22 protein-coding genes and 1 riboswitch are annotated in these 24,050 nt (G+C 74.2%); of the genes, 20 read left to right on the forward strand and 2 right to left on the reverse strand.

Annotated features, from left to right (window positions below; all coding sequences use genetic code 11):
• Nucleotides 1-28: 28 nt before the first annotated feature.
• The 15 genes from I8N68_RS12295 to I8N68_RS12365 all read left to right on the forward strand — a co-directional run bounded on the left by I8N68_RS12295 (nt 29) and on the right by I8N68_RS12365 (nt 17,376).
• Nucleotides 29-1,069, forward strand: coding sequence for a quinone-dependent dihydroorotate dehydrogenase (locus tag I8N68_RS12295; protein ID WP_200210049.1), 1,041 nt, complete (start codon nt 29-31; stop codon nt 1,067-1,069).
• A gap of 226 nt (nt 1,070-1,295) precedes the next feature.
• On the forward strand, nt 1,296-2,570 hold the full coding sequence (locus I8N68_RS12300; RefSeq protein WP_200210050.1) for an adenosylmethionine--8-amino-7-oxononanoate transaminase: 1,275 nt from the start codon (nt 1,296-1,298) through the stop codon (nt 2,568-2,570).
• Nucleotides 2,571-2,705: 135 nt separating this feature from the next.
• Nucleotides 2,706-3,545 (forward strand): orotidine-5'-phosphate decarboxylase, encoded by an 840-nt coding sequence (gene pyrF / locus I8N68_RS12305; protein ID WP_200210051.1) that lies wholly within the window; start codon nt 2,706-2,708, stop codon nt 3,543-3,545.
• Nucleotides 3,546-3,720: 175 nt separating this feature from the next.
• Complete coding sequence (gene mihF / locus I8N68_RS12310) at nt 3,721-4,038, forward strand: integration host factor, actinobacterial type (protein WP_013285515.1); 318 nt, start codon at nt 3,721-3,723, stop codon at nt 4,036-4,038.
• A 25-nt stretch (nt 4,039-4,063) separates the two neighbouring features.
• Nucleotides 4,064-4,597 carry a nucleoside/nucleotide kinase family protein gene (locus I8N68_RS12315; RefSeq protein ID WP_200210052.1) on the forward strand — a complete coding sequence of 178 codons (534 nt, stop codon included), beginning with the start codon at nt 4,064-4,066 and terminating at the stop codon, nt 4,595-4,597.
• Between the two features lie 45 nt (nt 4,598-4,642).
• A complete protein-coding gene (gene rpoZ, locus I8N68_RS12320; protein WP_007075826.1) occupies nt 4,643-4,906 on the forward strand; it encodes a DNA-directed RNA polymerase subunit omega in 264 nt (87 codons plus the stop codon).
• Between the two features lie 14 nt (nt 4,907-4,920).
• Nucleotides 4,921-6,129, forward strand: a complete 1,209-nt coding sequence (coaBC, locus tag I8N68_RS12325) for a bifunctional phosphopantothenoylcysteine decarboxylase/phosphopantothenate--cysteine ligase CoaBC (RefSeq protein WP_200210053.1) — start codon at nt 4,921-4,923, stop codon at nt 6,127-6,129.
• A gap of 84 nt (nt 6,130-6,213) precedes the next feature.
• Nucleotides 6,214-7,419, forward strand: a complete 1,206-nt coding sequence (gene metK / locus I8N68_RS12330; RefSeq protein ID WP_200210054.1) for a methionine adenosyltransferase — start codon at nt 6,214-6,216, stop codon at nt 7,417-7,419.
• 59 nt (nt 7,420-7,478) lie between these two features.
• Nucleotides 7,479-9,626: a primosomal protein N' gene (locus I8N68_RS12335; RefSeq protein ID WP_200210055.1), complete on the forward strand. Its 2,148-nt coding sequence runs from the start codon at nt 7,479-7,481 to the stop codon at nt 9,624-9,626.
• Between the two features lie 312 nt (nt 9,627-9,938).
• Nucleotides 9,939-10,922 carry an AAA family ATPase gene (locus I8N68_RS12340; protein WP_200210056.1) on the forward strand — a complete coding sequence of 328 codons (984 nt, stop codon included), beginning with the start codon at nt 9,939-9,941 and terminating at the stop codon, nt 10,920-10,922.
• Nucleotides 10,923-11,057: 135 nt separating this feature from the next.
• Nucleotides 11,058-12,299, forward strand: coding sequence for a cytochrome P450 (locus tag I8N68_RS12345; RefSeq protein ID WP_234039534.1), 1,242 nt, complete (start codon nt 11,058-11,060; stop codon nt 12,297-12,299).
• Between the two features lie 45 nt (nt 12,300-12,344).
• Complete coding sequence (def, locus tag I8N68_RS12350; protein WP_109802755.1) at nt 12,345-12,902, forward strand: peptide deformylase; 558 nt, start codon at nt 12,345-12,347, stop codon at nt 12,900-12,902.
• A gap of 5 nt (nt 12,903-12,907) precedes the next feature.
• Complete coding sequence (fmt, locus tag I8N68_RS12355) at nt 12,908-13,834, forward strand: methionyl-tRNA formyltransferase (RefSeq protein WP_200210112.1); 927 nt, start codon at nt 12,908-12,910, stop codon at nt 13,832-13,834.
• Complete coding sequence (locus tag I8N68_RS12360) at nt 13,831-15,471, forward strand: RsmB/NOP family class I SAM-dependent RNA methyltransferase (RefSeq protein ID WP_372433706.1); 1,641 nt, start codon at nt 13,831-13,833, stop codon at nt 15,469-15,471. Before fmt ends, I8N68_RS12360 begins: the two co-directional genes overlap by 4 nt.
• Nucleotides 15,472-15,630: 159 nt before the next feature.
• Complete coding sequence (locus I8N68_RS12365) at nt 15,631-17,376, forward strand: M28 family peptidase (RefSeq protein ID WP_200210058.1); 1,746 nt, start codon at nt 15,631-15,633, stop codon at nt 17,374-17,376.
• A 41-nt stretch (nt 17,377-17,417) separates the two neighbouring features.
• On the opposite strand, the gene I8N68_RS12370 is transcribed toward I8N68_RS12365, so the two are convergent.
• Entirely contained in the window at nt 17,418-18,308 is an 891-nt protein-coding gene (locus I8N68_RS12370) for a septum formation family protein (RefSeq protein ID WP_200210059.1), read from the reverse strand.
• Between the two features lie 85 nt (nt 18,309-18,393).
• Nucleotides 18,394-19,281 (reverse strand): septum formation family protein, encoded by an 888-nt coding sequence (locus tag I8N68_RS12375; RefSeq protein ID WP_200210060.1) that lies wholly within the window; start codon nt 19,279-19,281, stop codon nt 18,394-18,396.
• A 259-nt stretch (nt 19,282-19,540) separates the two neighbouring features.
• Here I8N68_RS12375 and rpe point away from each other — a divergent pair, with 259 nt between their 5' ends.
• From rpe to pnuC, 5 genes are all read left to right on the forward strand, one after another.
• A complete protein-coding gene (rpe, locus tag I8N68_RS12380) occupies nt 19,541-20,221 on the forward strand; it encodes a ribulose-phosphate 3-epimerase (protein WP_200210061.1) in 681 nt (226 codons plus the stop codon).
• Nucleotide 20,222: 1 nt separating this feature from the next.
• Nucleotides 20,223-21,179, forward strand: a complete 957-nt coding sequence (locus I8N68_RS12385) for a GGDEF domain-containing response regulator (RefSeq protein ID WP_307812801.1) — start codon at nt 20,223-20,225, stop codon at nt 21,177-21,179.
• A gap of 83 nt (nt 21,180-21,262) precedes the next feature.
• Nucleotides 21,263-21,435: riboswitch (FMN riboswitch) on the forward strand.
• Between the two features lie 170 nt (nt 21,436-21,605).
• Nucleotides 21,606-22,667: a bifunctional diaminohydroxyphosphoribosylaminopyrimidine deaminase/5-amino-6-(5-phosphoribosylamino)uracil reductase RibD gene (gene ribD / locus I8N68_RS12390; RefSeq protein WP_200210062.1), complete on the forward strand. Its 1,062-nt coding sequence runs from the start codon at nt 21,606-21,608 to the stop codon at nt 22,665-22,667.
• Between the two features lies 1 nt (nt 22,668).
• Nucleotides 22,669-23,280 carry a riboflavin synthase gene (locus I8N68_RS12395; RefSeq protein WP_200210063.1) on the forward strand — a complete coding sequence of 204 codons (612 nt, stop codon included), beginning with the start codon at nt 22,669-22,671 and terminating at the stop codon, nt 23,278-23,280.
• Nucleotides 23,280-23,975: a nicotinamide riboside transporter PnuC gene (gene pnuC / locus I8N68_RS12400; RefSeq protein WP_200210064.1), complete on the forward strand. Its 696-nt coding sequence runs from the start codon at nt 23,280-23,282 to the stop codon at nt 23,973-23,975. The genes I8N68_RS12395 and pnuC overlap by 1 nt, the downstream gene beginning before the upstream one ends.
• Nucleotides 23,976-24,050 lie beyond the last annotated feature (75 nt).

Genomic DNA, 24,050 nt, shown 5'->3' on the forward strand with positions numbered 1-24,050 from the left:
CGCTGTCGGCCGGTCGGGGAGGGGTGGCGTGATCTTCGAGAAGGTCGTGCGGCCGGGGCTGTTCCGGGTGGGGGGTGGGGACGCCGAGGCGGCGCACGAGTGGACGTTGCGGCGGCTCGCCGCCGTCTCGCGGCGGCCGGCGGCGCTGGGAGCGCTGCGGGCCCGCTACTTCCGGCCGGCGCCGCGAACGGTGTTCGGGGTGGACTTCCCGAACCCGGTCGGGCTGGCCGCGGGGATGGACAAGGACGGGGTCGCGCTGCCGGCCTGGCCGGCGCTCGGCTTCGGCTTCGTCGAGGTCGGCACGGTCACCGCGCACGCCCAGCCGGGCAATCCCCGGCCGCGGCTGTTCCGGCTGCGCGACAGCGAGGCCGTGGTGAACCGGATGGGCTTCAACAACGCCGGCGCCACCGCGCTGGCCGACCGGCTGGCGGCGCTGCCCCGCCCGATCGGCGTACCGCTGGGCATCTCGCTCGGCAAGTCCAAGGTCACTCCGCTGGACGAGGCGGTCGAGGACTACCTCGCCTCCTACCGGGCGCTGCGCGGGCACGGCGACTACTTCGCGGTCAACGTCTCCTCGCCGAACACCCCGGGCCTGCGCTCGCTGCAGGACAAGGCCCACCTGGACGCGCTGCTCGCGGCGCTGGTGGGGGAGAAGCCGGTGCTGGTGAAGATCGCCCCCGACCTCACCGAGCCGGCGATCGCCGAGCTGCTGGAGGTCTGCCTCGCCCGGGGCGCCGCCGGCGTGATCGCCACCAACACCACCCTCGCCCGGGACGGGCTGGCCCCGGCCGACCGGGAGCGCGGCGCGGAGACCGGCGGCCTCTCCGGTCGTCCGCTGACCGGACGCGCCCGCGCGGTGGTCGCCTTCGTGCACCGGGAGACCGGCGGCCGGCTGCCGGTGATCGGTGTCGGCGGCATCCTGGACCCGGACGACGCGGCCCGGATGTTCGACGCCGGAGCGAGCCTCGTCCAGCTCTACACCGGGTTCATCTACCGTGGCCCCGCCCTGGTCCGCGCGGCCACCCGGGCGGCGGCCGGCACGGCGGCGGTGCCGACCGGCCTCCGGTGAACCAGCGGCGGGCGATGGTTCCTCGACAGTTCCATTGCTCTGCCGCAGCCGGCGCCACAATCCGCCGTCCGGTATCCGGACAACCTGGGTTGCCGTCGCTCCAGCAGAGCGAAGGGTCGCGGGAACCCCGTCCGGCCCCTCCGGTGTCCGGCCCGGCGCGCCCGTGCCGCCCACGCCGGTGGACCGGGGTGCGCAGCAGTCCACCCGAGGACACGAAGGAGACCCGATGACGCCCGAGGAGATCCTGGCCGCCGACCGCGCCCACGTCTGGCACCCGTACGCGGCGCTGCCGCCGGCCAGCCCGCCCTACGTGGTGGAGAGCGCGGCGGGCGTACGACTGCGGCTGGCCGACGGCCGGGAACTGGTCGACGGGATGTCGTCGTGGTGGGCCGCCATCCACGGCTACCGGCACCCGGTGCTGGACGCGGCGGTCACCGACCAGCTCGGCCGGATGAGCCACGTGATGTTCGGCGGGCTCACCCACGAGCCCGCGGTGCGGCTGGCGACCACTCTGGTCGAGCTGGCCCCGGACGGTCTGGAACACGTCTTCCTGGCCGACTCCGGGTCGGTCAGCGTCGAGGTGGCGGTGAAGATGTGCCTGCAGTACCAGCGGGCCACCGGCCGGCCGGAACGCCGCCGGCTGGGCACCTGGCGGGGCGGCTACCACGGCGACACGTTCCACCCGATGAGCGTCTGCGACCCCGACGGCGGCATGCACCACCTCTGGGGGGACGTGCTGCCCCGGCAGGTCTTCGCCCCGGTGCCCCCGGGCGGCTTCGACGGCCCGCCGGACCCGGCGTACGAGCGGGCCCTGGTCGACGCGGTGGAGCGGCACGCCGACGAGCTGGCGGCGGTGATCGTGGAGCCGGTGGTCCAGGGCGCCGGCGGGATGCGCTTCCACCACCCGCACTACCTGCGGGTACTGCGCGAGGTGACCCGGGCGCACGGCATCCTGCTGATCTTCGACGAGATCGCCACCGGCTTCGGCCGGACCGGCACGATGTTCGCCGCCGAGCACGCCGGGGTCACCCCGGACGTGCTCTGCGTCGGCAAGGCGCTCACCGGCGGCTATCTGACCCTGGCGGCCGCGCTCTGCACGCCCGAGATCGCCCGGGGCATCTCCGCCGGCGGGGTGCTGGCGCACGGCCCGACGTTCATGGGCAATCCCCTCGCCTGCGCGGTCGCCAACGCCTCGCTGGGCCTGCTGCGGTCCGGGGACTGGGCCGGGCGGGTGGCGGCGATCGAGGAGGGGCTGCGGGTCGGCCTGGAGCCGCTGCGCGGCGCGCCCGGGGTGGCCGACGTCCGGGTGCTGGGCGCGATCGGCGTGGTCCAGCTCGACCACGAGGTCGACCTGGCCCGGGCGACCGCGGCCGCGGTGGCGCAGGGCGTGTGGCTGCGCCCGTTCCGCGACCTGATCTACACCATGCCGCCGTACGTCACGGACGACGCCGACGTGGCGCGGATCGTCGGCGGCGTCGAGGCGGCGGTCAAGGCCGGCTGAGGTGGCCCGGGGGAGCGGGCCGACGGTCCGCTCCGCCGCCCGGCCGCCGCGGCGGCCGGCGGACGACGAGCGGCGGCGTCCACCGCCGTACGACCACCGCGGCGACACGCCGCGCGAGGGAAAGGGAGAGTCGCGATGGAGAGCTTCGGCGCCCGCCTGCACCGGGCCGTGGCCGAACGGGGGCCGCTCTGCGTGGGCATCGACCCGCACCCGGGACTGCTGGCCCGGTGGGGACTGTCCGACGACGCCGACGGGCTGGAGCGGTTCGCCCGGACCGCGGCCGAGGCGCTCGGTGACCGGATTGCGGTGGTCAAGCCCCAGTCGGCCTTCTTCGAGCGGTTCGGCGCCCGGGGTGTCGGAATTCTTGAGTCAACTATCCGACAGTTACGGGATGCCGGCTCGCTCGTTCTCCTCGACGTCAAGCGCGGCGACATCGGCTCGACGGTCAGCGCGTACGCCTCGGCCTACCTCGATCCATCCAGCCCGTTGTATGTCGACGCCGTCACGGCCAGCCCCTATCTCGGGGTCGGATCGCTCGCCCCGATGTTCGAACTGGCCGCCGCACACGGCGGCGGCGTCTTCGTCCTGGCGCTCACCTCGAACCCCGAGGGCGCCGCGGTGCAGCGCGCCGTCACGGCGGACGGCCGGACCGTCGCGCAGACCGTGATCGACGAGATTTCCCAGCTCAACAGGGGTGCGGAGCCGCTCGGCAGCTTCGGGCTGGTGGTCGGCGCGACGATCGGTGACACCGGTCACGACCTGTCCGCGGTGAACGGTCCGCTGCTCGCGCCCGGGCTCGGCGCCCAGGGCGGCACGGCGGCCGGGCTGCGCACCGTCTTCGGCTCGAGCCTGCCGTCGGTGCTGCCCTCGTACTCCCGCGAGGTCCTGCAGGCTGGACCCGACCTGGCCGCACTGCGGGACGCCGCGGACCGGGCGCTGGCCGATTGCCGGGCCGCCCTGACCACCGCTGACTGACTGACGGCTCGGTCACTTTGCGCTGATCCTCGCGCGCCCACGTTGCCGAAACCGCCGTTGACCGCTAGTTTTCCCCGCGCTGGGAACCACGGACCCCTTTGGTTGCCAGCGACACCACGTTTCACAGATGCGGCGGTGCGCCCCGCCCGTCGCGATAGGGACCTGAGGAGAACTGGTGCCGCTCCCGTCACTGACCCCCGAACAGCGCGCTGCCGCGCTGGAGAAGGCCGCGGAGATCCGCAAGGCCCGTGCTGAGCTGAAGGAGCAGCTCAAGCAGGGCAAGACCACCCTCGCCACCGTCCTCGAGCGGGCTGAGTCCGACGACGTCGTGGGCAAGCTGAAGGTTTCGGCCGTGCTCCAGGCGATGCCGGGCATCGGCAAGATCCGGGCCACCCAGATCATGGAGAAGCTCAAGATCGCCGACAGCCGCCGCCTGCGCGGCCTGGGCGAGCAGCAGCGCAAGGCTCTGCTTGGTGAGTTCGCCGCCAACTGAACGCCGCACCGTGTAGAAACAAGCGGTGAGCACGGATGACGAGGCGCGCCCGGCGGCTCGGCTCACTGTCCTGACCGGACCTTCGGGTGCCGGCCGGGAGAGTGTCGTCGAGCTGGTCCGGGCGCGTTTCCCGTCCGTCTGGGTGCCGGTGCCTGCCACCACCCGGCCGCCCCGCGCCGGCGAGGTGGACGGGGTGGACCGGCTCTTCCTGGCCGCGGCGGAGTTCGACCGGATGATCGCCGCCGACGAGCTGCTGGAGTGGAGCCGGATCGGGCCGTACCGGCGGGGCGTGCCGCGCGCCGGGATCCGCGACCGGCTGGTCGCCGGCCGGCCGGTGCTGCTGCCGCTGGACCTGCCCGGCGCGCTGGCCGTCCGGGCCCTCGCGCCGGACGCGCAGCTGGTGCTCCTGGCCCCGCCCGGCTACCGGCCGGACCCGGCCGTCGCGGCGGCCTTTCCGCACGCCGTGACGCATGACCTCGCCGAGCGCGCGGCCGATGAGCTGGTAGGCTTGCTCGGTTCTTCTTTCCTGGCTCCGGCTCAACCGCGCCCGAGCGGTTGAGAGACCACCGCTTCCGGGCGGTGCACAAGACGCAGAGGTTAATTCGTGGGATCCATCGCCAACCCCGAAGGCATCACCAACCCGCCGATCGACGAGCTCCTCGAGAAGACGACCTCGAAGTACGCGCTGGTGATCTTCGCCGCCAAGCGCGCGCGCCAGGTCAACGCCTACTACAGCCAGCTCGGTGAGGGCCTGCTGGAGTACGTCGGCCCGCTGGTGGAGACCACCCCGCAGGAGAAGCCGCTCTCGATCGCCATGCGCGAGATCAACGCGGGCCTGCTCACCGCCGAGCCGACCGACCAGCCGTAAGCCCGCCCGCGCCGATGTCCGCCGAGATCGTCCTCGGGGTCGGCGGTGGTATCGCCGCCTACAAGGCGTGTGAGCTGCTCCGGCTGTTCACCGAGTCGGGTCATCGGGTCCGGGTCGTGCCGACCGCGTCGGCGCTCCGCTTCGTCGGGGCGCCGACCTGGGCCGCGCTCTCCGGCCGGCCGGTCGCCGACGACGTCTGGTCCGACGTGCACGAGGTGCCGCACGTCCGCCTCGGCCAGCACGCCGACCTGGTGGTGGTGGTGCCGACCACGGCCGACCTGCTCGCCAAGGCCGCCCACGGTCTCGCCGACGACCTGCTCACCAACACCCTGCTGACCGCCCGCTGCCCGGTCCTGCTCGCCCCGGCGATGCACACCGAGATGTGGGAGCACCCCGCCACCGTCGCCAACGTCGCGACCCTGCGGTCCCGGGGCGTCCGGGTGATCGAGCCGGCCGTCGGCCGACTCACCGGCGCCGACACCGGCAAGGGCCGGCTGCCCGACCCGGCGGAGATCTTCGCCGTGGCCCGGCGCACCCTCGCCCGGGGCGGTGCCGCCCCCGCCGACCTGGCCGGCCGGCACGTGGTGGTCACCGCCGGCGGCACCCGCGAGCCGCTCGATCCGGTCCGCTTCCTCGGCAACCGTTCCTCCGGCAAGCAGGGGTACGCCTTCGCCCGCGCGGCGGTCGCCCGGGGCGCCCGGGTGACCCTGGTCTCGGCCAACGTCTCGCTCGCCGACCCGGCCGGCGTCGACCTGGTCCGGGTGGGCACCACCGAGGAGCTGCGCACGGCGACCCTGGAGGCGGCGGCCGCCGCGGACGCCGTGGTGATGGCCGCCGCTCCCGCCGATTTCCGCCCCGCGACGTACGCGCCTGGCAAAATCAAGAAGACGGACGACGGCAGCGCGCCGACGATCGAGCTGGTCACCAACCCGGACATCGCCGCCGAGCTGGGCCGACGGCGTCGACCCGAACAGGTGCTGGTGGTGTTCGCCGCCGAGACCGGCGACGCCGAGGCCAACGGGCGGGCCAAGCTGGCCCGCAAGCGGGCGGACCTCATCGTGATCAACGAGGTCGGCCCGGACAAGGTCTTCGGCGCCGAGACCAACGCGGCGACCGTCATCGGCGCGGACGGCTCGGTGGCCCGGCTGCCCGAGCGGTCGAAGGAGGACCTGGCCGACGACGTCTGGGATCTCGTCGTGGCCCGACTGCCCCGTCGGTCCTGAACACTGGTCACCTCCGCATTGCCTGAGTCACCCTCGAGGGACGGTGACTAAACTGCCGCGGAGCGACCGTTCAAGAGTTTTCACATGCTTAGGAGTGCCGTGACACGTCTCTTCACGTCCGAATCGGTCACGGAAGGCCACCCGGACAAGATCGCCGACCAGATCAGTGACGGCATCCTGGACGCCCTGCTCACCAAGGACCCGCACAGCCGGGTCGCGGTCGAGACCCTGATCACCACGGGCCAGGTGCACGTGGCGGGCGAGGTCACCACCAAGGCGTACGTCGACATCCCCACCATCGTCCGGGACACCATCCTGGCGATCGGGTACGACTCGTCGAAGAAGGGCTTCGACGGCGCCTCCTGCGGCGTCAGCGTCTCCATCGGCGCCCAGTCTCAGGACATCGCGCAGGGCGTCGACAACGCCTTCGAGCTGCGTACCGGCTCGTCGGAGAGCGCGCTGGACGCCCAGGGCGCCGGCGACCAGGGCATGATGTTCGGCTTCGCCTGCTCGGAGACGCCCGAGCTGATGCCGCTGCCGATCGCGCTGGCGCACCGGCTGGCCCGCCGCCTCGCCGCGGTCCGCAAGGACGGGACCATCCCGTACCTGCGGCCGGACGGCAAGACCCAGGTCACCATCGAGTACGACGGGCTGCGCCCCGTCCGGCTGGACACGGTGGTGGTCTCCAGCCAGCACGCTGCGGACATCTCGCTGGAGTCGCTGCTCACCCCGGACGTGCGCGAGCATGTCATCGCCCCCGAGCTGGAGAGCCTCGGCCTGGACACCGAGGGCTACCGGCTGCTGGTGAACCCGACCGGGCGGTTCGAGATCGGTGGCCCGATGGGCGACGCCGGCCTCACCGGCCGGAAGATCATCGTCGACACCTACGGCGGGTACGCCCGGCACGGTGGCGGCGCCTTCTCCGGCAAGGACCCGTCCAAGGTGGACCGCTCCGCGGCGTACGCGATGCGCTGGGTGGCGAAGAACGTGGTCGCCGCCGGCCTGGCCGAGCGCTGCGAGGCGCAGGTCGCGTACGCGATCGGCAAGGCCCACCCGGTGAGCCTGTTCATCGAGACGTTCGGCACCGAGACCGTCCCGGTCGCCTCGATCGAGAAGGCCGTCGCCGAGGTCTTCGACCTGCGGCCCGCCGCGATCATCCGGGACCTCAACCTGCTCCGCCCGATCTACCAGCAGACCGCCGCCTACGGCCACTTCGGCCGTGAGCTGCCGGACCTGACCTGGGAGAGCACCGACCGGGCCGCCGACCTCAAGTCGGCCGCGGGAGCCTGACCGCCACCACGCGCAGCGACCGGCGACCCGCACCGGGGTCGCCGGTCGCCCGTGTCTGCGTGGACGTGCCGCTGGCCCACCTGGACCGCCCCTTCGACTACCTGGTGCCGGCCGAGCTGGACGCCGACGCGGTCCCCGGGGTGCGGGTCAAGGTGCGCTTCGCCGGCCAGCTCGTCGACGGCTGGCTGCTGGAACGGGCCGAGCGGTCCGATCACCCCCGGCTGGCGTACCTGGAGAAGGTCGTCTCGCCGGTGCCGGTGCTCGCGCCGGAGATCGCCCGGCTGGCCCGGGCGGTGGCCGATCGGTACGCCGGCAGCCTTGCCGACGTGCTGCGCCTCGCCGTACCGCCCCGGCACGCCCGCGCCGAGAAGGAGTTCGCCGGCGCCGCGCCGCCCCCGACCGACCGGGCCCCGGCCGACCCGGCCCCCGACACGGCTTCGACCGGAGGCACCACCGACACCGCCCCGGCCACTGCCGCCAACCACGCCGGAGTCGCTGCGGACGCCGCCCTGGCCGGCCCGAACGTGGCCACCGCTCCGACCGGCCCGGCCGCCGGCACCGGCGCCGCCGGCGACACCAGCGCCGGTCCGGCCGATGTGACCGCCGTCCCCGCCGGCACCGCCCCGACCGGGGCCGCCGTCGAGGCGGTACCGGTCGACCCGCGCGGGTGGCGGGACTACCCGGCCGGAACGGCGTTCCTGCACGCGCTCACGGCCGGCCGCGCCCCCCGTGCGGTCTGGTCCGCCCTGGCCGGCGAGGACTGGGCCGCCCGGTACGCCGACGCCGTCGCCGCCACCGTCGCCGGCGGCCGTGGGGCGGTCGTGGTGGTCGCCGACGCCCGGGACCTGGACCGGCTCGACGCCGCGCTGACCGCGACCCTCGGCCCCGACCGGCACGTCTGCCTCTCCGCCGCGCTCGGCCCGGCCCGCCGCTACCGCGCCTTCCTCGCGGCCCGGCGCGGCGCGGTGCCCGTGGTGATCGGGACCCGGGCGGCGATGTTCGCCCCGGTGGACCGGCTCGGCCTGGTGGCGATCTGGGACGACGGGGACGACCTGCACGCCGACCCCCGGGCGCCGTACCCGCACGCCCGGGAGGTGCTGCTCACCCGGGCCCAGCTCGCCGGGGTGGCCGCCCTGGTCGGCGGGTACGCCCGGACCGCCGAGGCGCAACTGCTGGTGGAGACCGGCTGGGCCCGGGAGGTGGCCGCCGACCGGGCGACCGTGCGGGCGCGTACCCCGGCCATCGCGCCGACCGGCGACGACCCCCAACTGGCCCGCGACCCCGGCGCGGCCACGGCGCGGCTGCCCAGCCTGGCCTGGACCACCGCCCGGGACACCCTGCGCGCCGACGCACCGGTGCTGGTGCAGGTGCCCCGCCGCGGCTACCTGCCCTCGGTCGCCTGCGCCGACTGCCGGACCCCGGCCCGCTGTCCGCACTGCGCCGGTCCGCTCGCGCTGCCCTCCGCCGCCGGGACGCCGGCCTGCCGCTGGTGCGGCCGGGTCGCCGCCGCCTACGCGTGCCCGGAGTGCGGCGGGCGGCGGTTGCGGGCGTCGGTCACCGGCGCCCGGCGCACCGCCGAGGAGCTGGGCCGCGCCTTTCCGGGGGTGCCGGTGCGCACCTCCGGCCGGGAGGAGGTGCTCACCACCGTGCCCGGCGGCGCCGGCCTGATGATCGCCACACCGGGTGCCGAGCCGGCCGCCGAGGGCGGCTACGGTGCGGTGCTGCTGCTCGACTCGTGGGCGCTGCTGACCCGGGCCGACCTGCGGGCCGGCGAGGAGGCGCTGCGGCGCTGGCTGGCCGCGGCGGCGCTGGCCCGCCCGGGGCCCGCCGGTGGCCGGGTGGTGGTGGTCGCCGACGGCGCCCTGGCGCCGGTGCAGGCGCTGCTGCGCTGGGACGCGGCCTGGTTCGCGGCCCGGGAGCTCGCCGAGCGGCGGGAGCTGGGCTTCCCGCCGGCGGTGAAGATGGCCAGCGTGACCGGCCCCGCCGAGGCGGTGGCCGACCTGCTCGCCGGGGCCCGGCTGCCCGACGGCGCCGAGGTGCTCGGTCCGGTCCCCGCCGACGAGGGGCGCGAGCGGATGCTGGTGCGGGTGCCCCGGGCCCGGGCGGCCGCCCTGGCGGAGGCGCTGCACACGGCCGCCGGGCAGCGCAGCGCCCGCAAGGCCGCCGACCCGGTCCGCCTCCAGGTCGACCCGCTGAGCCTCTTCTGAACCCGCCCGCGCCACCCCGTGCGAGGGGGCCGCGGTCCCGGCGGAGGGGCCACGGTCCCGGAAGCGTGGCGATTCCGGCGAAACGGGCGCGCTTCCGGGCGGGTAGTTGGATCTTGTGAGAGCGTTGCGGACGAGGTGGCGGGGGGTGCGGCGGCATGCCGGGCGGACACCGTGTGCGGCAAAGCGGTGGCGCGTGCGTGATAGCATCGCCCGTCATGCCCGGGCGCACGGATGGCGCGACGAAGGCGGGAGCGCGTCGATCCGACGCCAAATCGATGATCTCAATCAGCGGTGATCAGGGGTGGACCAGTCGTGACCGTTCGTCAATCGATCGTCTTCAACGGTGACCTCGGCAGCGGCAAGAGCACGGTCTCCGTCGAGATCGCCAAGCGGCTGGGGCTGCGCCGGGTCAGCGTCGGCGACCTCTACCGGCAGATGGCGCAGGAGCGGCAGATGACCGCGCTCCAGCTCAACCTGCACGCCGAGCTGGACCAGGCGGTCGACGGCTACGTCGACCAGCTCCAGCGGGACATCGCGGCCTCCGGCGAGTCGCTGGTGATGGACTCCCGGCTGGCCTGGCACTTCTTCACCGACGCGCTCAAGGTGCACATGATCACCGAGCCGACCGAGGCGGCCCGCCGGGTGCTGGCCCGCCCGTCCGGTCCGGCGGAGAGCTACGCCTCGCTCGAGGAGGCCCGGGCCAAGCTGCGGGAGCGCAGCGAGAGTGAGCGGGGCCGGTTCATCGTCCGGTACGGCGTCGACAAGGCCCGGCTGCGCAACTACGACCTCGTCTGCGACACCACCCGGGCCGACCCGGAGCAGGTGATCGCGCACATCATCGACGCGTACGAGGGCCGGTTCGGCGCGGCCGTGCTCGCCGACGCCCCGCCGCTGCTGCTGCTCGACCCGGCCCGGATCTACCCGACCGAGGACATCGTCACCCTGCGCGGGCTCTGGGACTCCGAGTTCGTCGGCGAGGTCGCCGGCGCGGGCGACGAGGCCCTCGAACCGCTGCGGATCGGCTACACCGGCGAGTACTTCTTCGTCGTCGACGGGCACCGCCGGCTCAGCGCCGCCATCCAGAGCGGCTTCCCCCTCGTCCCGGCCCAGCTGGTCGCCGAGGTGGAGGAGCCGGTGGTCGGCGGGATGAGCGCGGTCGACTACTTCGCCGCCCAGGTCCGCCCCAGCATGATCCACGACTGGGAGGCCGCCCACGGCATCGCGCTGCCGCTGCCCGAGCACGCCCTGCTCGGCGGGGACGCGGTGCTGGCCGGGGAGCCGGGCACCGGCGTCTGAGCCGCCCGACGCCGCCGGGCGGGGAAGCCGGCGCGCGACGGCGGGATCGCCGGATCGCGACGACGGGCGCATGATGAAGGTCGCCGATCTCCCGGGAGGCTGACCGTGGATCCTGCCGACGCCCTCGCGCTGCTGATGTCCCCGCAGGGGCGGGTGAACCCCTACCCCACCTACGAGCGATTGCGGGCGCACGGCCCGGTCGTGCAGGCCGGGCCGATCTTCTACGCGGTCACCGGCTACGCCGAGATCGACGAGATCCTCCGCGACCCCCGGTTCGGGGTGATGGACGACGACCTGCGCGACCAGTTCCTGCCCGGCTGGCGGGAGAGCCCGGCGGTCGCCTCGATCTCCCGCTCCATGCTGCGCACCAACCCGCCGGACCACAGCCGGATGCGGCGGCTCGCGGCGGGAGCCTTCACCCCGCGCCGGATCGCCGCGATGCGGGACGTGGTGGTGGCCCAGGCCGACGAGCTGGTCGACCGGATGCGGGAGCGCGACCACGCGGGTGAGCCGGTGGACTTCATGGCCGACTTCGCGTACCCGCTGCCGGTCGGGGTGATCTGCGCCCTGCTCGGCGTGCCGGCGGCGGACCGACCCCTGTTCCGGCGCTGGGCAGCGGACCTGACCGGGGTGCTGGAGCCGGAGATCACCCCGGCGGAGCTGGCGGACGCCGACCGGGGCGCCGCCGAGCTGCGGGGCTACTTCACCGAGCTGATCGAGGCCCGCCGCCGCGCCCCGGCCGACGACCTGACCACCGCGCTGGTGCAGGTGCACGACTCCGACGGCGAACGGCTCTCCGGGGACGAGTTGCTGTCCAACCTCGTGATCCTGCTGGTGGCCGGCTTCGAGACCACCACCAGCCTCCTCGGCAACGGCCTCGTCGTGCTGCTCGACCACGACCGGGCGGCGAAGGCGCTGCGCGAGGACCCCGAGCTCGCCCCCGGCTACGTCGACGAGCTGCTGCGGTACGACTCGCCGGTCCAGCTCACCTCGCGGATGAGCACCGCCCCGGCGAGCTACGGCGGCCTCGACCTGCCCGCCGGCAGCTGGCTGATGCTGATGCTGGGCGCCGCGAACCGGGACCCCCGGCGGTACCCGGAGCCGGCGCGGTTCGACCCGTGGCGGCCGCAGATCCACCCGCTCTCCTTCGGCGCCGGCCCGCACTACTGTCTCGGCGCGGGGCTGGCCCGGCTGGAGGCGCAGGTCGCCTTCCCGCTGCTGCTGCGCCGGCTGCCCGGGCTGGCCCTGGCCGGCGAGCCGGAGCGGCGGGTCCGGCTGACCCTGCGCGGGTACGCCACCCTGCCGGTGACCGTGGGTGAGGAGTCCCCGCTCACCGATCGCGGTACGCCGGCCGGGGCGGCTCCGGACACTCCGTAGACTGGTACGGCAGAGTTCGTCCCGCCGTCGAAGGAGCCACCCCGCGTGACCGTTCAGCCCATCCGTCTGTTCGGGGATCCGGTGCTGCGCACGCCGGCCGATCCGGTGGTCGACTTCGACGCCGAGCTGCGCAAGCTCGTCGCCGACCTGACCGACACGATGCGCGAGCAGAGCGGCGCCGGACTGGCCGCGCCCCAACTCGGTGTGGGCCTGCGGGTGTTCACCTTCGACGTCGATGACGTGCTCGGCCACCTGGTCAACCCGGTGCTGGAGTTCCCCGACGAGGAGGAGCAGGACGGCCCGGAGGGCTGCCTGTCCATCCCCGGCCTCTACTTCGACACCAAGCGCCGGCAGAACGTGATCGCCAAGGGGTTCAGCGCCTTCGGTGACCCGGTGCAGATCGTGGGCAGCGGCCTGATGGCCCGCTGCGTGCAGCACGAGACCGACCACCTGGACGGGGTGCTCTTCGTCGACCGGCTGGATCCCGAAGGGCGCAAGGAGGCCATGAAGGCGATCCGCCAGGCCGAGTGGTACGACCAGGCCGCTCCGCCGGTGGTCAAGCTCAGCCCGCACCTGAGCAATCCGTTCGGTCTGGGTCGGTGAGCCGCGTGCGCCTGATCTTCGCCGGCACCCCGGCCGTCGCCGTTCCCGCCCTGGACGCCATCGCCGCGTCCGGCCACGAATTGCTGGCCGTGGTCACCCGTCCCAACGCGCCCGCCGGTCGTGGCCGGGGCCTGGTCCGCTCGCCCGTCGGCGCCTGGGCCGACGCGCACGGCGTCGAGGTGCTCACCCCGGCCAAGCCCCGCGAGCCCGAGTTCCTGGACCGGCTGCGCGAGCTGGCCCCGGACTGCGTGCCGGTGGTCGCGTACGGCGCGCTCGTGCCGCCGGTCGCGCTGGAGATCCCCCGGCACGGCTGGATCAACCTGCACTTCTCGCTGCTGCCCGCCTGGCGGGGCGCGGCGCCGGTGCAGCACGCCGTGCTGCACGGCGACGAGCTGACCGGGGCCAGCGTCTTCCAGCTCGAGCAGGGGCTGGACACGGGCCCGGTGTACGGCACGGTGACCGACGAGATCCGCCCCACCGACACCTCCGGTGACCTGCTGGAGCGGCTGGCCCACTCCGGCGCCGGTCTGCTGGTGGCGGTCCTCGACGCGATCGGGGCCGGCACCGCGCGGGCTGAGCCGCAGCCGGCCGACGGGGTGTCCCTCGCCCCGAAGCTGACCGTGGAGGACGCCCAGGTGCGCTGGAGCGACCCGGCCTTCGCCGTCGACCGCCGCATCCGCGCCTGCACCCCGGCGCCCGGTCCGTGGACGACGTTCCGCGGCGACCGGGTGAAGCTCGGTCCGGTCACCCCGGTGGCGAACGGTCCCGGGCTCAAGCCTGGCGAGCTGCTGGCGGAGAAGGCCCGGGTGCTGGTCGGCACGGCCACCGTGCCGGTGCAGCTCGGCGAGGTCCGGGCGGCCGGCAAGAAGCCCATGTCGGCGAGCGACTGGGCGCGCGGCGCCCGGGTCGCCGCCGGGGAGGAGCTCGCGTGACCGGGCCGTCCGAGCCTCGGGGTGAGCGCTCCTCCGACGAGGGCCGACGCGGCCCGTCCAGCGCGGGCGGGCGGTGGTCCGGCGGTGAGCGGGGCGGCCGCGGCGACGGCCCGCGATCCGGCGAGGGCCACCGCGGCGGCGGGGACCGCGGCCGCTTCACCGGGGGTGAGCGCGCCGAGCGGTACCCGCGGGGCGAGCGGGCCGGCCCGCGCGGGGACGGCCCGCGCGGTGGCCGGTTCGACGCGGACCGCCGTGGTGGCGCTCGGCGGCCGGCTCGGCCCGCCGTGGACCTGCCGCGGCAGGTCGCGTACCAGGCGATCGCGGCGGTGCACCGGGACGACGCCTACGCCAACCTGGTGCTGCCGGCGATGCTGCGCGAGGAGGGGCTGGTCGGTCGGGACGCCGCCTTCGCCACCGAGCTGACCTACGGCACGCTGCGCCAGACCGGCACCCTGGACGCGATCATCAGCGACGCCGCCGACCGGGACGTGCAGCGGATCGACCCGCCGGTGCGCGACGCGCTGCGGCTCGGGGCGTACCAGTTGCTGCACACCCGGGTGCCGGCGCACGCGGCGGTCTCCTCCACCGTCGACCTGGTGCGCTCGGTGGGCCCGGGCGCCACCGGCTTCGCCAACGCGGTGCTCCGCGAGATCACCACCCGGGACCACGACGCCTGGGTGGCGAAGCTCGCCCCGGCGACGGAGACCGACCCGGTGGGGCACCTGGCGTTGGCGTACAGCCACCCGCAGTGGATCGTCCGGGCGTTCGCCGAGGCGCTCGGCGGCGATCTCGGCGAGACCGAGCGGCTGCTGATCGAGGACAACGAGCGGCCACCGGTGCACCTGTGCGCCCGGCCGGGCCTGGCGGACCCGGTGGAGCTGGCCGACGAGGTCGGCGGCGCCCCGGGCGCCTTCTCGCCGTACGCGGTCTACCTCTCCGGCGGCGCGCCGGGTGACCTGCGGGCGGTGATCGAGGGGCGGGCGCACGTCCAGGATGAGGGCTCCCAGCTGGTGGCGAACGCCCTGGCGGTGGCGCCGTTGGACGGCCCGGACGGCCGCTGGCTGGACCTCTGCGCGGGACCGGGCGGCAAGGCCGGCCTGCTCGGCGCCCTGGCGGCGCAGCGCGGCGCCCGGCTCACCGCGGTCGAGGTGGCCGAGCACCGGGCCCGGCTGGTCGAACAGGCCACCCGGGGCCTGCCGGTGACTGTGCTCGCCACCGACGGGCGGACGGTCGGCGGGGACCCGGAGCTGCCCGAGGGGCACTTCGACCGGGTACTGGTGGATGCCCCCTGCACCGGGTTGGGCTCGCTGCGCCGGCGCCCGGAGTCCCGCTGGCGCCGCCAGCCCTCGGACCTGCCGCCGCTGACCCGGTTGCAGCGGGAGCTGCTCACCGCGGCGCTGCGCGCGGTGCGCCCGGGCGGCCTGGTCGCCTACGTCACCTGCTCCCCGCACACGGTGGAGACGCACGTGACGGTGACCGAGGCGGCCCGCCGGTGCGGCCTGCCGGTGGACTTCGTGGACGCCCGGCCGCTGCTGCCGGCCGGCATGCCGGGCCTGGGTGACGGGCCGACGGTGCAGCTCTGGCCGCACCGGCACGGCACGGATGCGATGTTCCTGGCGGTGCTGCGCCGGGGCTGAGCCCGCGAGGCACCACATCGAGCTGCTCATCGCTGGACGCGAAGGCGCCGGGTGCGCCCCCCGGTCCGCGCCGGGCGGGTGACACCCCGTTGACTATTACATTGATACATGTAACTGCTTCGACGAATCGCTCCCCGCCCACCCCCACGAGGAGTTCCGATGAGACGTCGTACCCCCGTCGCGGGCCTCGCGCTTGCCGTCCTGGCCGGCATGACGGCGACGCTGGCCGCGACCGCGGCCGGCGCGGCTCCCGCCGCCGCGCCCGTGACCGCGGCCGCCCCCGCCCTGCTCGCCGCCGCGCCGGACATCGCGGTGACCAACATCCAGGCCCACCTGACCCAGCTCAACACGATCGCCACCAACAACGGCGGTACCCGGCGGGCCGGCTCCGCCGGCTACACCGCCTCGGTCGGCTACGTGAAGGGCAAGCTCCAGGCCGCCGGCTACACGGTCACCGAGCAGTACTGCTCGAACTGCACCTACCCCGGCAACAACCTGATCGCCGAATGGCCGCAGGGCCCCGCCGACCAGGTGGTCATGTTCGGCGCGCACCTGGACAGCGTCTCCGCCGGCCCGGGCATCAACGACAACGGCTCCGGCTCGGCCGCCCTGCTGGAGAACGCCCTGGTGCTGGCCCAGCAGAACCCGAGCATGACCAAGCGGGTCCGGTTCGCCTGGTGGAACGGCGAGGAGCAGGGCCTGCAGGGCTCGAAGTTCTACGTCAACTCGCTCACCGCCGCCCAGAAGGGCTACCTCAAGGGCTACTACAACTTCGACATGGTCGCCTCGCCCAACGGTGGCTACTTCATCAACCGGGTCACCTCCACCACGGCGGCGCCGCTGAAGGCGTACTGGGACTCGCTCAGCCTCCAGCCTGAGGAGAACGTCGAGGGCCAGGGCCGCTCGGACGACTACTCGTTCCAGAACGCCGGCATCCCCACCTCCGGGTACGCCGCCGGGGCCAGCGCCACCAAGACCTCCGCGCAGGCGAGCAAGTGGGGCGGCACCGCGGGCGCGGCGTACGACGGCTGCTACCACCGCTCCTGCGACACCACCAGCAACATCAATGCGACCGTGCTCAACCGCAGCGCCGACGGCGTCGCGTACGCGATCTGGCAGCTCGCGGTCGGCGGCACCCCGACCAACGACTTCTCCGTGGCGGTGAGCCCCACCTCGGGCAGTGTGGCCCGGGGCGCCTCGACCACGGCGACCGTCAGCACCACGACGACCAGCGGCAGCGCCCAGCCGGTCAGCCTGTCCGCCACCGGCGCGCCGAGCGGGGTCACGGTGTCGTTCAGCCCGTCGTCGGTGACCTCCGGCGGCTCTGCCACCATGACGGCCAGCGCCTCCTCGACCGCCACCACCGGCACCTTCACCATCACGGTCACCGGCACCGGGACGGCCACGCGCAGCGCCACCTACAGCCTCACCGTGACCGGCACCGGCGGCTGCGCCGGCGGCCAGCTGATCGGCAACAGCAGCTTCGAGTCGGGCAGCACGCCGTGGACGGCCAGCTCGGGCGTGATCACCAACTCGACCAGCCAGGCGGCCCGGACCGGCTCCTACAAGGCGTGGCTGGACGGGTACGGCAGCACCCATACCGACACGCTGTCCCAGCCGGTGTCGATCCCGGCCGGATGCAGCAGCTACACCCTGTCGTTCTGGCTGCACATCGACACCGCCGAGACCACCACCTCGACGGCGTACGACAGGCTGACCGTCCAGGTCGGCACGACGACGCTGGCGACGTACTCGAACCTCCACGCTGCCAGCGGCTACGCGCAGCGCACGTTCAACCTGGCCGGGTACGCCGGCCAGACCGTGACGCTGAAGTTCACCGGCGTCGAGGACTCGTCGTTGCAGACCAGCTTCGTGGTCGACGACGTGACGCTGCAGGCCAGCTAGGCGGGACCGGTGAGCGGGGCGGGCGACCGGCCCGCCCCGCCTCACTGGATCGGCAGGCCCTTGGTCCCGGCGCCCTTCAACGACCGGGTCGACGTGCGGTCGTCGAGCCACAGGAAGCACTGCACGCCGTGGTTGCCGTTCTGCCACTCCTCCTCGAAGGGGTGGTAGATGATCGTGCCGGCGCGGTACTGCAGGTCGCTGTTGTTCGGCACCTTGACGTACTTGGCGATCAGTGCCCGGCACGCCTTGTGCGCCCGCAGTGAGGTGCGCCCAAACTCGGCGTAGCTGATGTCCGGCGCCTGCCACACGCCGACGAACTCGGCGTGGTGCTTGGCGGTGCAGGCGACCGGCCGCATCTGGTCGATGTCGTCCTTGACGAGCTTCGGATTGAAGCAGCCGTAGGCGAGTGGGGAGCCCGGGGCCAGCGCGCCACGCAGCGAGCTCTGGCGCGGGATGAGGCTGCTGTCGTCGAGGCTGGCCACCTCGGAGGCGTCGCAGCGGAACCAGCGGGCGCCGCCCGTCCAGGCCAGCGCCGACGGAAAGATGACGGAGACCAGCAGCCGGCCGGAACGCCAGTCGGCCCCCACCGCCTTGCTGACCTGCTTGTCGCACTCGGCGCGGGCCGTCCGCGCGCCGGTGGAGCCGGCCCGCGGGGGTGCGCCCCGCTCGGCGCCCGGCCCGGTCAGCGTCCCGACGTGCAGGGTCTCCGACCGGTGCGACGCGGTGCAGTCGACCGGGTTGTAGCCGCTGAGGTATCCCACGTCCGGCACGGTGGTGTGACACGCCCCGGCAACCGGCACGAAGCCCTTCGCCGGCCCGAGGGCCGGCCAGTCGTCGGCCAGGTTCCGGTCCACCCCGGCAGGCGCACCGCAGCCAGCCAACGCCAGCGCCGCCGTCGTCACGACGACCGCCGTCCTCCACCACCGCCGCATCGCCGACCTCCCCGTCGTGACGAACTGGCGTCGACCGGCGCGAGCCGCCGGTACGCCACGGCGCAGCAGCATACGGCACGCGGGCTCAGATGACGGGTAGTCCCTGCGGGCCGACGCCGCGCATCGAGCGGGTCAGCCTCCGGTCGTCGCTCCACAGGAAACAGCGCACCCCCCGGTCGCCCTCCTCCCACTCCCGTTGCGACGGCGGGTAGAAGATCGAGCCGGCCCGGTACGGCAGGTCGCTGTTGTTCGGCACGCTGGCGAACACGGCGATCAGCGCCATGCACCGCCGGTGCACCTGCTGGCTCGCCCGGGTGAACTGCGCCCAGCTCATGTCGTGTTCCACGTAGACGCCGACGAACTCGGCCCGGTGCGGTTCGGTGCAGAGCACCGGGGCCATGTAGTTCAGGTTGTCGTCGATCAGCTTGGGGTCGAAGCAGCGGTGGACGAGGGGGTTGTCGCCGACCATCGCGCCGCGCAGGCTGCCCACCCGGTTGACCGGCCGGGTGTTGTCGATGCTGTCGGTCTCGGCCAGGTCGCAGCGGTACCAGCGGGCTCCGGCGAGCCAGGCGGTCACCGAGGGCAGCGCGATGTTCATGGTGAGCCGGGCGGAGTGCCAGTCCCCGCCGATCACCTCCCGGGCCCGCTGGTCGCACTCGGCCCGGGCGCTCCGCAGTGCGGCGGAGCCCGGCTCCGGACGGGCGCCGGCCGCGGCCGCCCCGGTGAACGTGCCGACGTGCACGGCCTCGGCCAGATGGCTGCGCCCGCAGGCCACCGTCTCGTAGGTGCGGGCCTGCACGACCGCGGTGATCCGGGGCAGGCAGGCGTCCGTGGCGGGCATGAACAACTGGGCCGCCGGCAGGGTGGGCCAGTCGTCGACCAGGTCGCCGTCGGCCCGGTGCGGCGTGACGCAGCCGCCGAGGACCGCCGTCGCCGTGCCGGCCAGCGCCAGCGCCACGAGCCACCGTCGCATCCTCCGCCCCTTCCGGGAGATGGCAGCCGGTCGCCGCGGCCCGTGCGGCGTTCCCCGCCACCGGGCGTGCAGCTTATGTGACCGTCCCCGTTGGAGTGTTGCGGTGTTTCCGTCGATCGGCCAGTCAGGTTTGGCTTTTCGGCCCGGTTTTCGGGTCCGGAACGGCCGATTCTGCACCAGGGGTCACGGCGGGCTCACAGTGGGTCCCGGTTGCTGCCGCGCTGCGGACGGCGGGTGACGCCGTTCGTACACTGGCCCCGTGACCGTACCGCCGCTGATCGTCGCGCCCAGCATCCTCGCCGCCGATTTCGCCCGCCTCGCCGACGAGGTCCGCGCCATTGAGCATGCCGCCGACTGGTTGCACGTGGACGTCATGGACAACCACTTCGTGCCGAACCTGACCATCGGGCTGCCGGTGGTGCAGAGCCTGCGCGCCTCGACGGAGCTTCCGTTCGACGTGCACCTCATGATCACCGACCCGCGCCGGTGGGCCCCCGGGTACGCCGACGCCGGGGCGTACAACGTGACGTTCCACGCCGAGGCGTGCGACGACCCGGTGGCGTTGGCGAAGGACCTGCGCTCGGCCGGGGCGAAGGCGGGGCTGGCGATCGACCGGGACACCCCGATCGAGCCGTACCTGGAGCTGCTGCCCAGCTTCGACACCCTGCTGATCATGACGATCAAGGCCGGCTTCGGCGGCCAGCGGTTCATTCCACAGTTGCTGGACAAGGTGCGCACCGCCCGGCGGCACGCCGACAGCGGCCACCTGGAGCTGCGGATCGAGGTCGACGGGGGCATCGCCGCCGACACCATCGAGCAGGCGGCCGCCGCCGGCGCGGACGCCTTCGTCGCCGGCACCGCCGTCTACGGCGCCGACGATCCGGCCGAGGCGGTACGCCGCCTGCGCGCCCTGGCGGAGCGCGCGGCCACCGGGGCCTGAGGTGGAGCCGGCCGGCGAGCGACCCGACGTCATCCTGGTCGTCGACGACGACGAGGACATCGCGCGTTTCGTCGAGTTCAACCTGCGGCTGCACGGCTTCGAGGTGATCCACGCCAGCGACGGCCAGGAGGCGCTCGAGCTGATCGAGCGGCAACGGCCGGACCTGGCCGTGGTGGACCTGATGATGCCCCGCATCGACGGCCTGGAGCTGACCCGCCGGCTGCGCGCCGACCCGATGACCTCCGCGCTGCCGGTGATCATGCTGACCGCCAAGGGGATGACCGGGGACAAGGTGCACGGCCTCAGCGCCGGCGCCGACGACTACCTGGTCAAGCCCTTCGACACCGCCGAGTTGGTGGCCCGGGTCAGCTCCACGCTGCGGCGCAACAAGGAGTTCCGGGAGGTCTCCCCGCTGACCGGGCTGCCCGGCAACAGCCGGATCCGGCGGGAGATCAGCGACCGGGTCCGCAACGGCGTCGACTACGCCGTCGGGTACATCGACATCGACCGGTTCAAGAGCGTCAACGACCGGTACGGCTTCGTCCGTGGCGACGAGTTCATCTCCGCCCTCGCGCGCAGCCTGCACCGGGCGGTGGTCTCGATCGGGCTGCCCCCGGCCTTCCTCGGCCACGTCGGCGGCGACGACTTCGTCATCGTCTGCACCCCCAGCCAGGTCCGTCCGCTGACCAGCCGGGCGGTGGTCGACTTCGAGAAGGCCGCGGACGCCCTCTACGACCCCACCGACCGGGAGCGCGGCTTCGTCGAGCTCAAGGACCGGCGGGGCAACATCCGGCGGGCCGCCCTGGTCACCCTCTCCATCGGCGTCTCCCTCTCCGACTCCGGCAAGCGCTTCACCGACCCGCTGGAGGCGATCGCGGTCGCCTCGGAGATGAAGACGGTCGCGAAGAGCCAGCCCGGGTCGTACGTGGCGGTCGACCGGCGCCGCGGCGTCACCTGAGGCGGCAACCGGACATCTGTGAGGTAGCTCGCCTCGCTGGCGACGAGGCCCGTCCGGCGTGTAAGACTTCCGGTGTACCCACCACGCGCTGGCGGGGCTCGGTGAAATTCCGAACCGGCGGTGATCCACGGTCCGACCGTGGTAAGCCCGCGACCCGGACGGCTTTCGGCCGGACGGTGGACCTGGTGAGAATCCGGGGCCGACGGTGGGGAGCGGTCCGTTCGCTCCCCGAAAGTCCGGATGGGAGACAGCGCGCGGGACGGGGAGGCCCCTGCCGGCCGCTGGCATTCCCCAGCGCCGCGTAGGCTCCCCGGGGTCGGCCCTGCCGTCCCCGGATCTCCGCCGCCGCCTGCCTGCGGCACGCCGTGCCGTCACCTCCCGCCCCCGCCCGCGCGCGACCGGCGACTGAGAGGGCAGGGGCAGGCGATGGCGAGCGTCTCCGTGGACGAGGCGATGCGTCGTGCGATCGCGCTGGCGGCTCGGGGTCTCGGCACCACCAGCCCGAACCCGGTCGTCGGCTGCGTCCTGCTCGACCCGGCCGGCGAGGTCGTCGGTGAGGGCTTCCACGCCTACGCCGGCGGTCCGCACGCCGAGATCGTCGCGCTTGCCCAGGCCGGCAGCCGGGCCCGCGGCGGCACCGCCGTGGTCACCCTGGAGCCCTGCGACCACACCGGTCGCACCGGCCCCTGCAGCCACGCGCTGATCCAGGCCGGCGTGGCCCGGGTGGTGGTCGCGGTGCCGGATCCCAACCCGGTCGCCTCCGGCGGCGCCGCCACCCTGCGGGCCGCGGGGGTCCAGGTCGAGGTCGGGGTACGCGGGCAGGAGGCCGAGGCCGGCAACGTCGCCTGGCTGACCGCGATGCGCCGCGGCTGGCCGTACGTGATCTGGAAGTACGCCGCCACCCTGGACGGGCGCTCCGCCGCCGCCGACGGCACCAGCATGTGGATCACCTCGGAGTCGGCCCGGATCGACGTGCACGGGCTGCGCGGCACCGTCGACGCCGTCATCGCCGGGGTGGGCACCGTGCTCGCCGACGATCCCCGGCTCACCGCCCGCAATCTGCGCGACGGCACCCTGGCCATCCGGCAGCCGCTGCGGGTGGTGGTGGACAGCGCGGGGCGTACCCCGGCACAGGCCCGGGTCCGCGACGGCGCCGCCCGGACCTGGATCGCCACCGCCGCCGAGGTCGGGGCCGGTCCGGACGGCCGGGTCGACCTGCCGGCGCTGCTGGCCGAGCTGCACCACCGCGGCGTACGGGCGGCCCTGCTGGAGGGCGGCCCGCGGCTGGCCGGCGCGTTCCTCGCCGCCGGGCTGGTCGACAAGGTCGTCGGCTACCTGGCGCCGAAGCTGCTCGGCGCCGGCCCGACCGCGCTGCTCGACGCCGGCGTGGGCACCATCGCCGACGCCATCGATCTGGAGCTCACCGACGTTACGCAGGTCGGTCCCGATCTGCGGATCACCGCGCTGCCCCGAAAGAGGGAGGCCTGACATGTTCACCGGCATCGTCGAGGAGCTGGGCGAGGTCGTCCGGACCACCGAGACCGGGGGTGACTCCGCGCTGGTCGCCATCCGCGGCCCGCTCGTCACCTCGGACGCCCGGCACGGCGACTCGATCGCGGTCAACGGGGTCTGTCTGACCGTGGTCGACGTCGACGGCGGCGGCTTCACCGCCGACGTGATGGGGGAGACCCTGCGCCGCTCCGCGCTCGGCGCGCTGCGCCCGGGCGACCCGGTCAACCTGGAGCGGGCCGCCGCGCTCGGCAGCCGACTCGGCGGGCACCTGGTGCAGGGCCACGTCGACGGGGTCGGCGAGCTGATCTCGCGGGAACCGGCCGCGCAGTGGGAGACGGTCCGGTTCCGGCTCCCCGCCGCGCTGTCCCGGTACGTGGTGGAGAAGGGCTCGATCACCATCGACGGGGTCTCGCTGACCGTCGCGGAGGTCGGCGACGACTGGTTCAGCGTCGGGCTGATCCCCACCACGCTGAAGCTGACCACGCTCGGCGCGAAGTGCCCCGGCGACCCGGTCAACCTGGAGGTCGACGTGCTGGCCAAGTACGTCGAGCGGCTGCTCGGCGACCGGCTGCCGGGGGGTGGGCGCTGATGGGCCCGCTGCTGTGGCTGCTCGACGCCCAGGTGCACATCGCCGGGTCGCCGGTGCTGGTCCGGGAGATCGTCGGCAACGTCTTCGGCCTCGCCTCGGCGCTGCTCGGGCTGCGCCGGCTGGTCTGGGCCTGGCCCGTCGGCATGATTGGCAACGCGCTGCTCTTCACCGTCTTCCTGGGCGCTGTCTTCGCCACTCCGCAGGCGCACGACCTCTACGGCCAGGCCGGCCGGCAGGTCTTCTTCTTCGCGGTCAGCGTCTACGGCTGGTGGCGCTGGTCGCGCAACCGTCGCGCCGGGGCGGGGGAGCAGCCGGCCGTGACGCCGCGCTGGGCCACCGGCCGGGAACGCCTCGGCCTGCTCGCCGTCGCGGCGCTCGGCACCGCGGCCGGGTACCCGGCGCTGGCGGCGCTGGGCTCCTGGGGTCCGCTGCCGGACGCCTGGATCCTGGTCGGCAGCCTGCTGGCCACCTACGGCATGGCCCGCGGCTGGGTCGAGTTCTGGCTGATCTGGATCGCGGTGGACGCGGTCGGCGTGCCGCTGCTGCTGCACGGCGGCTTCTACCCGTCCGCCGCCATGTACCTGGTCTACGGCGCCTTCTGCGTCTGGGGCCTGGCCGCCTGGTGGCGGGCCTCGCGGGCCACCCCGCCGGCCCCCACCCCGATCCCGCCCACCTACTCGGAGGCCGTCGCATGAGCGAGCGCAGCGAGCGAATCATCAGGTCCGGGCCCTTGGTGCCGCAGGACGGCACGGGAGCGAAGCGGAGTGCCG

It is taken from the genome of Micromonospora coerulea (genome assembly GCF_016598485.1).
GTDB lineage: Bacteria > Actinomycetota > Actinomycetes > Mycobacteriales > Micromonosporaceae > Micromonospora > Micromonospora coerulea.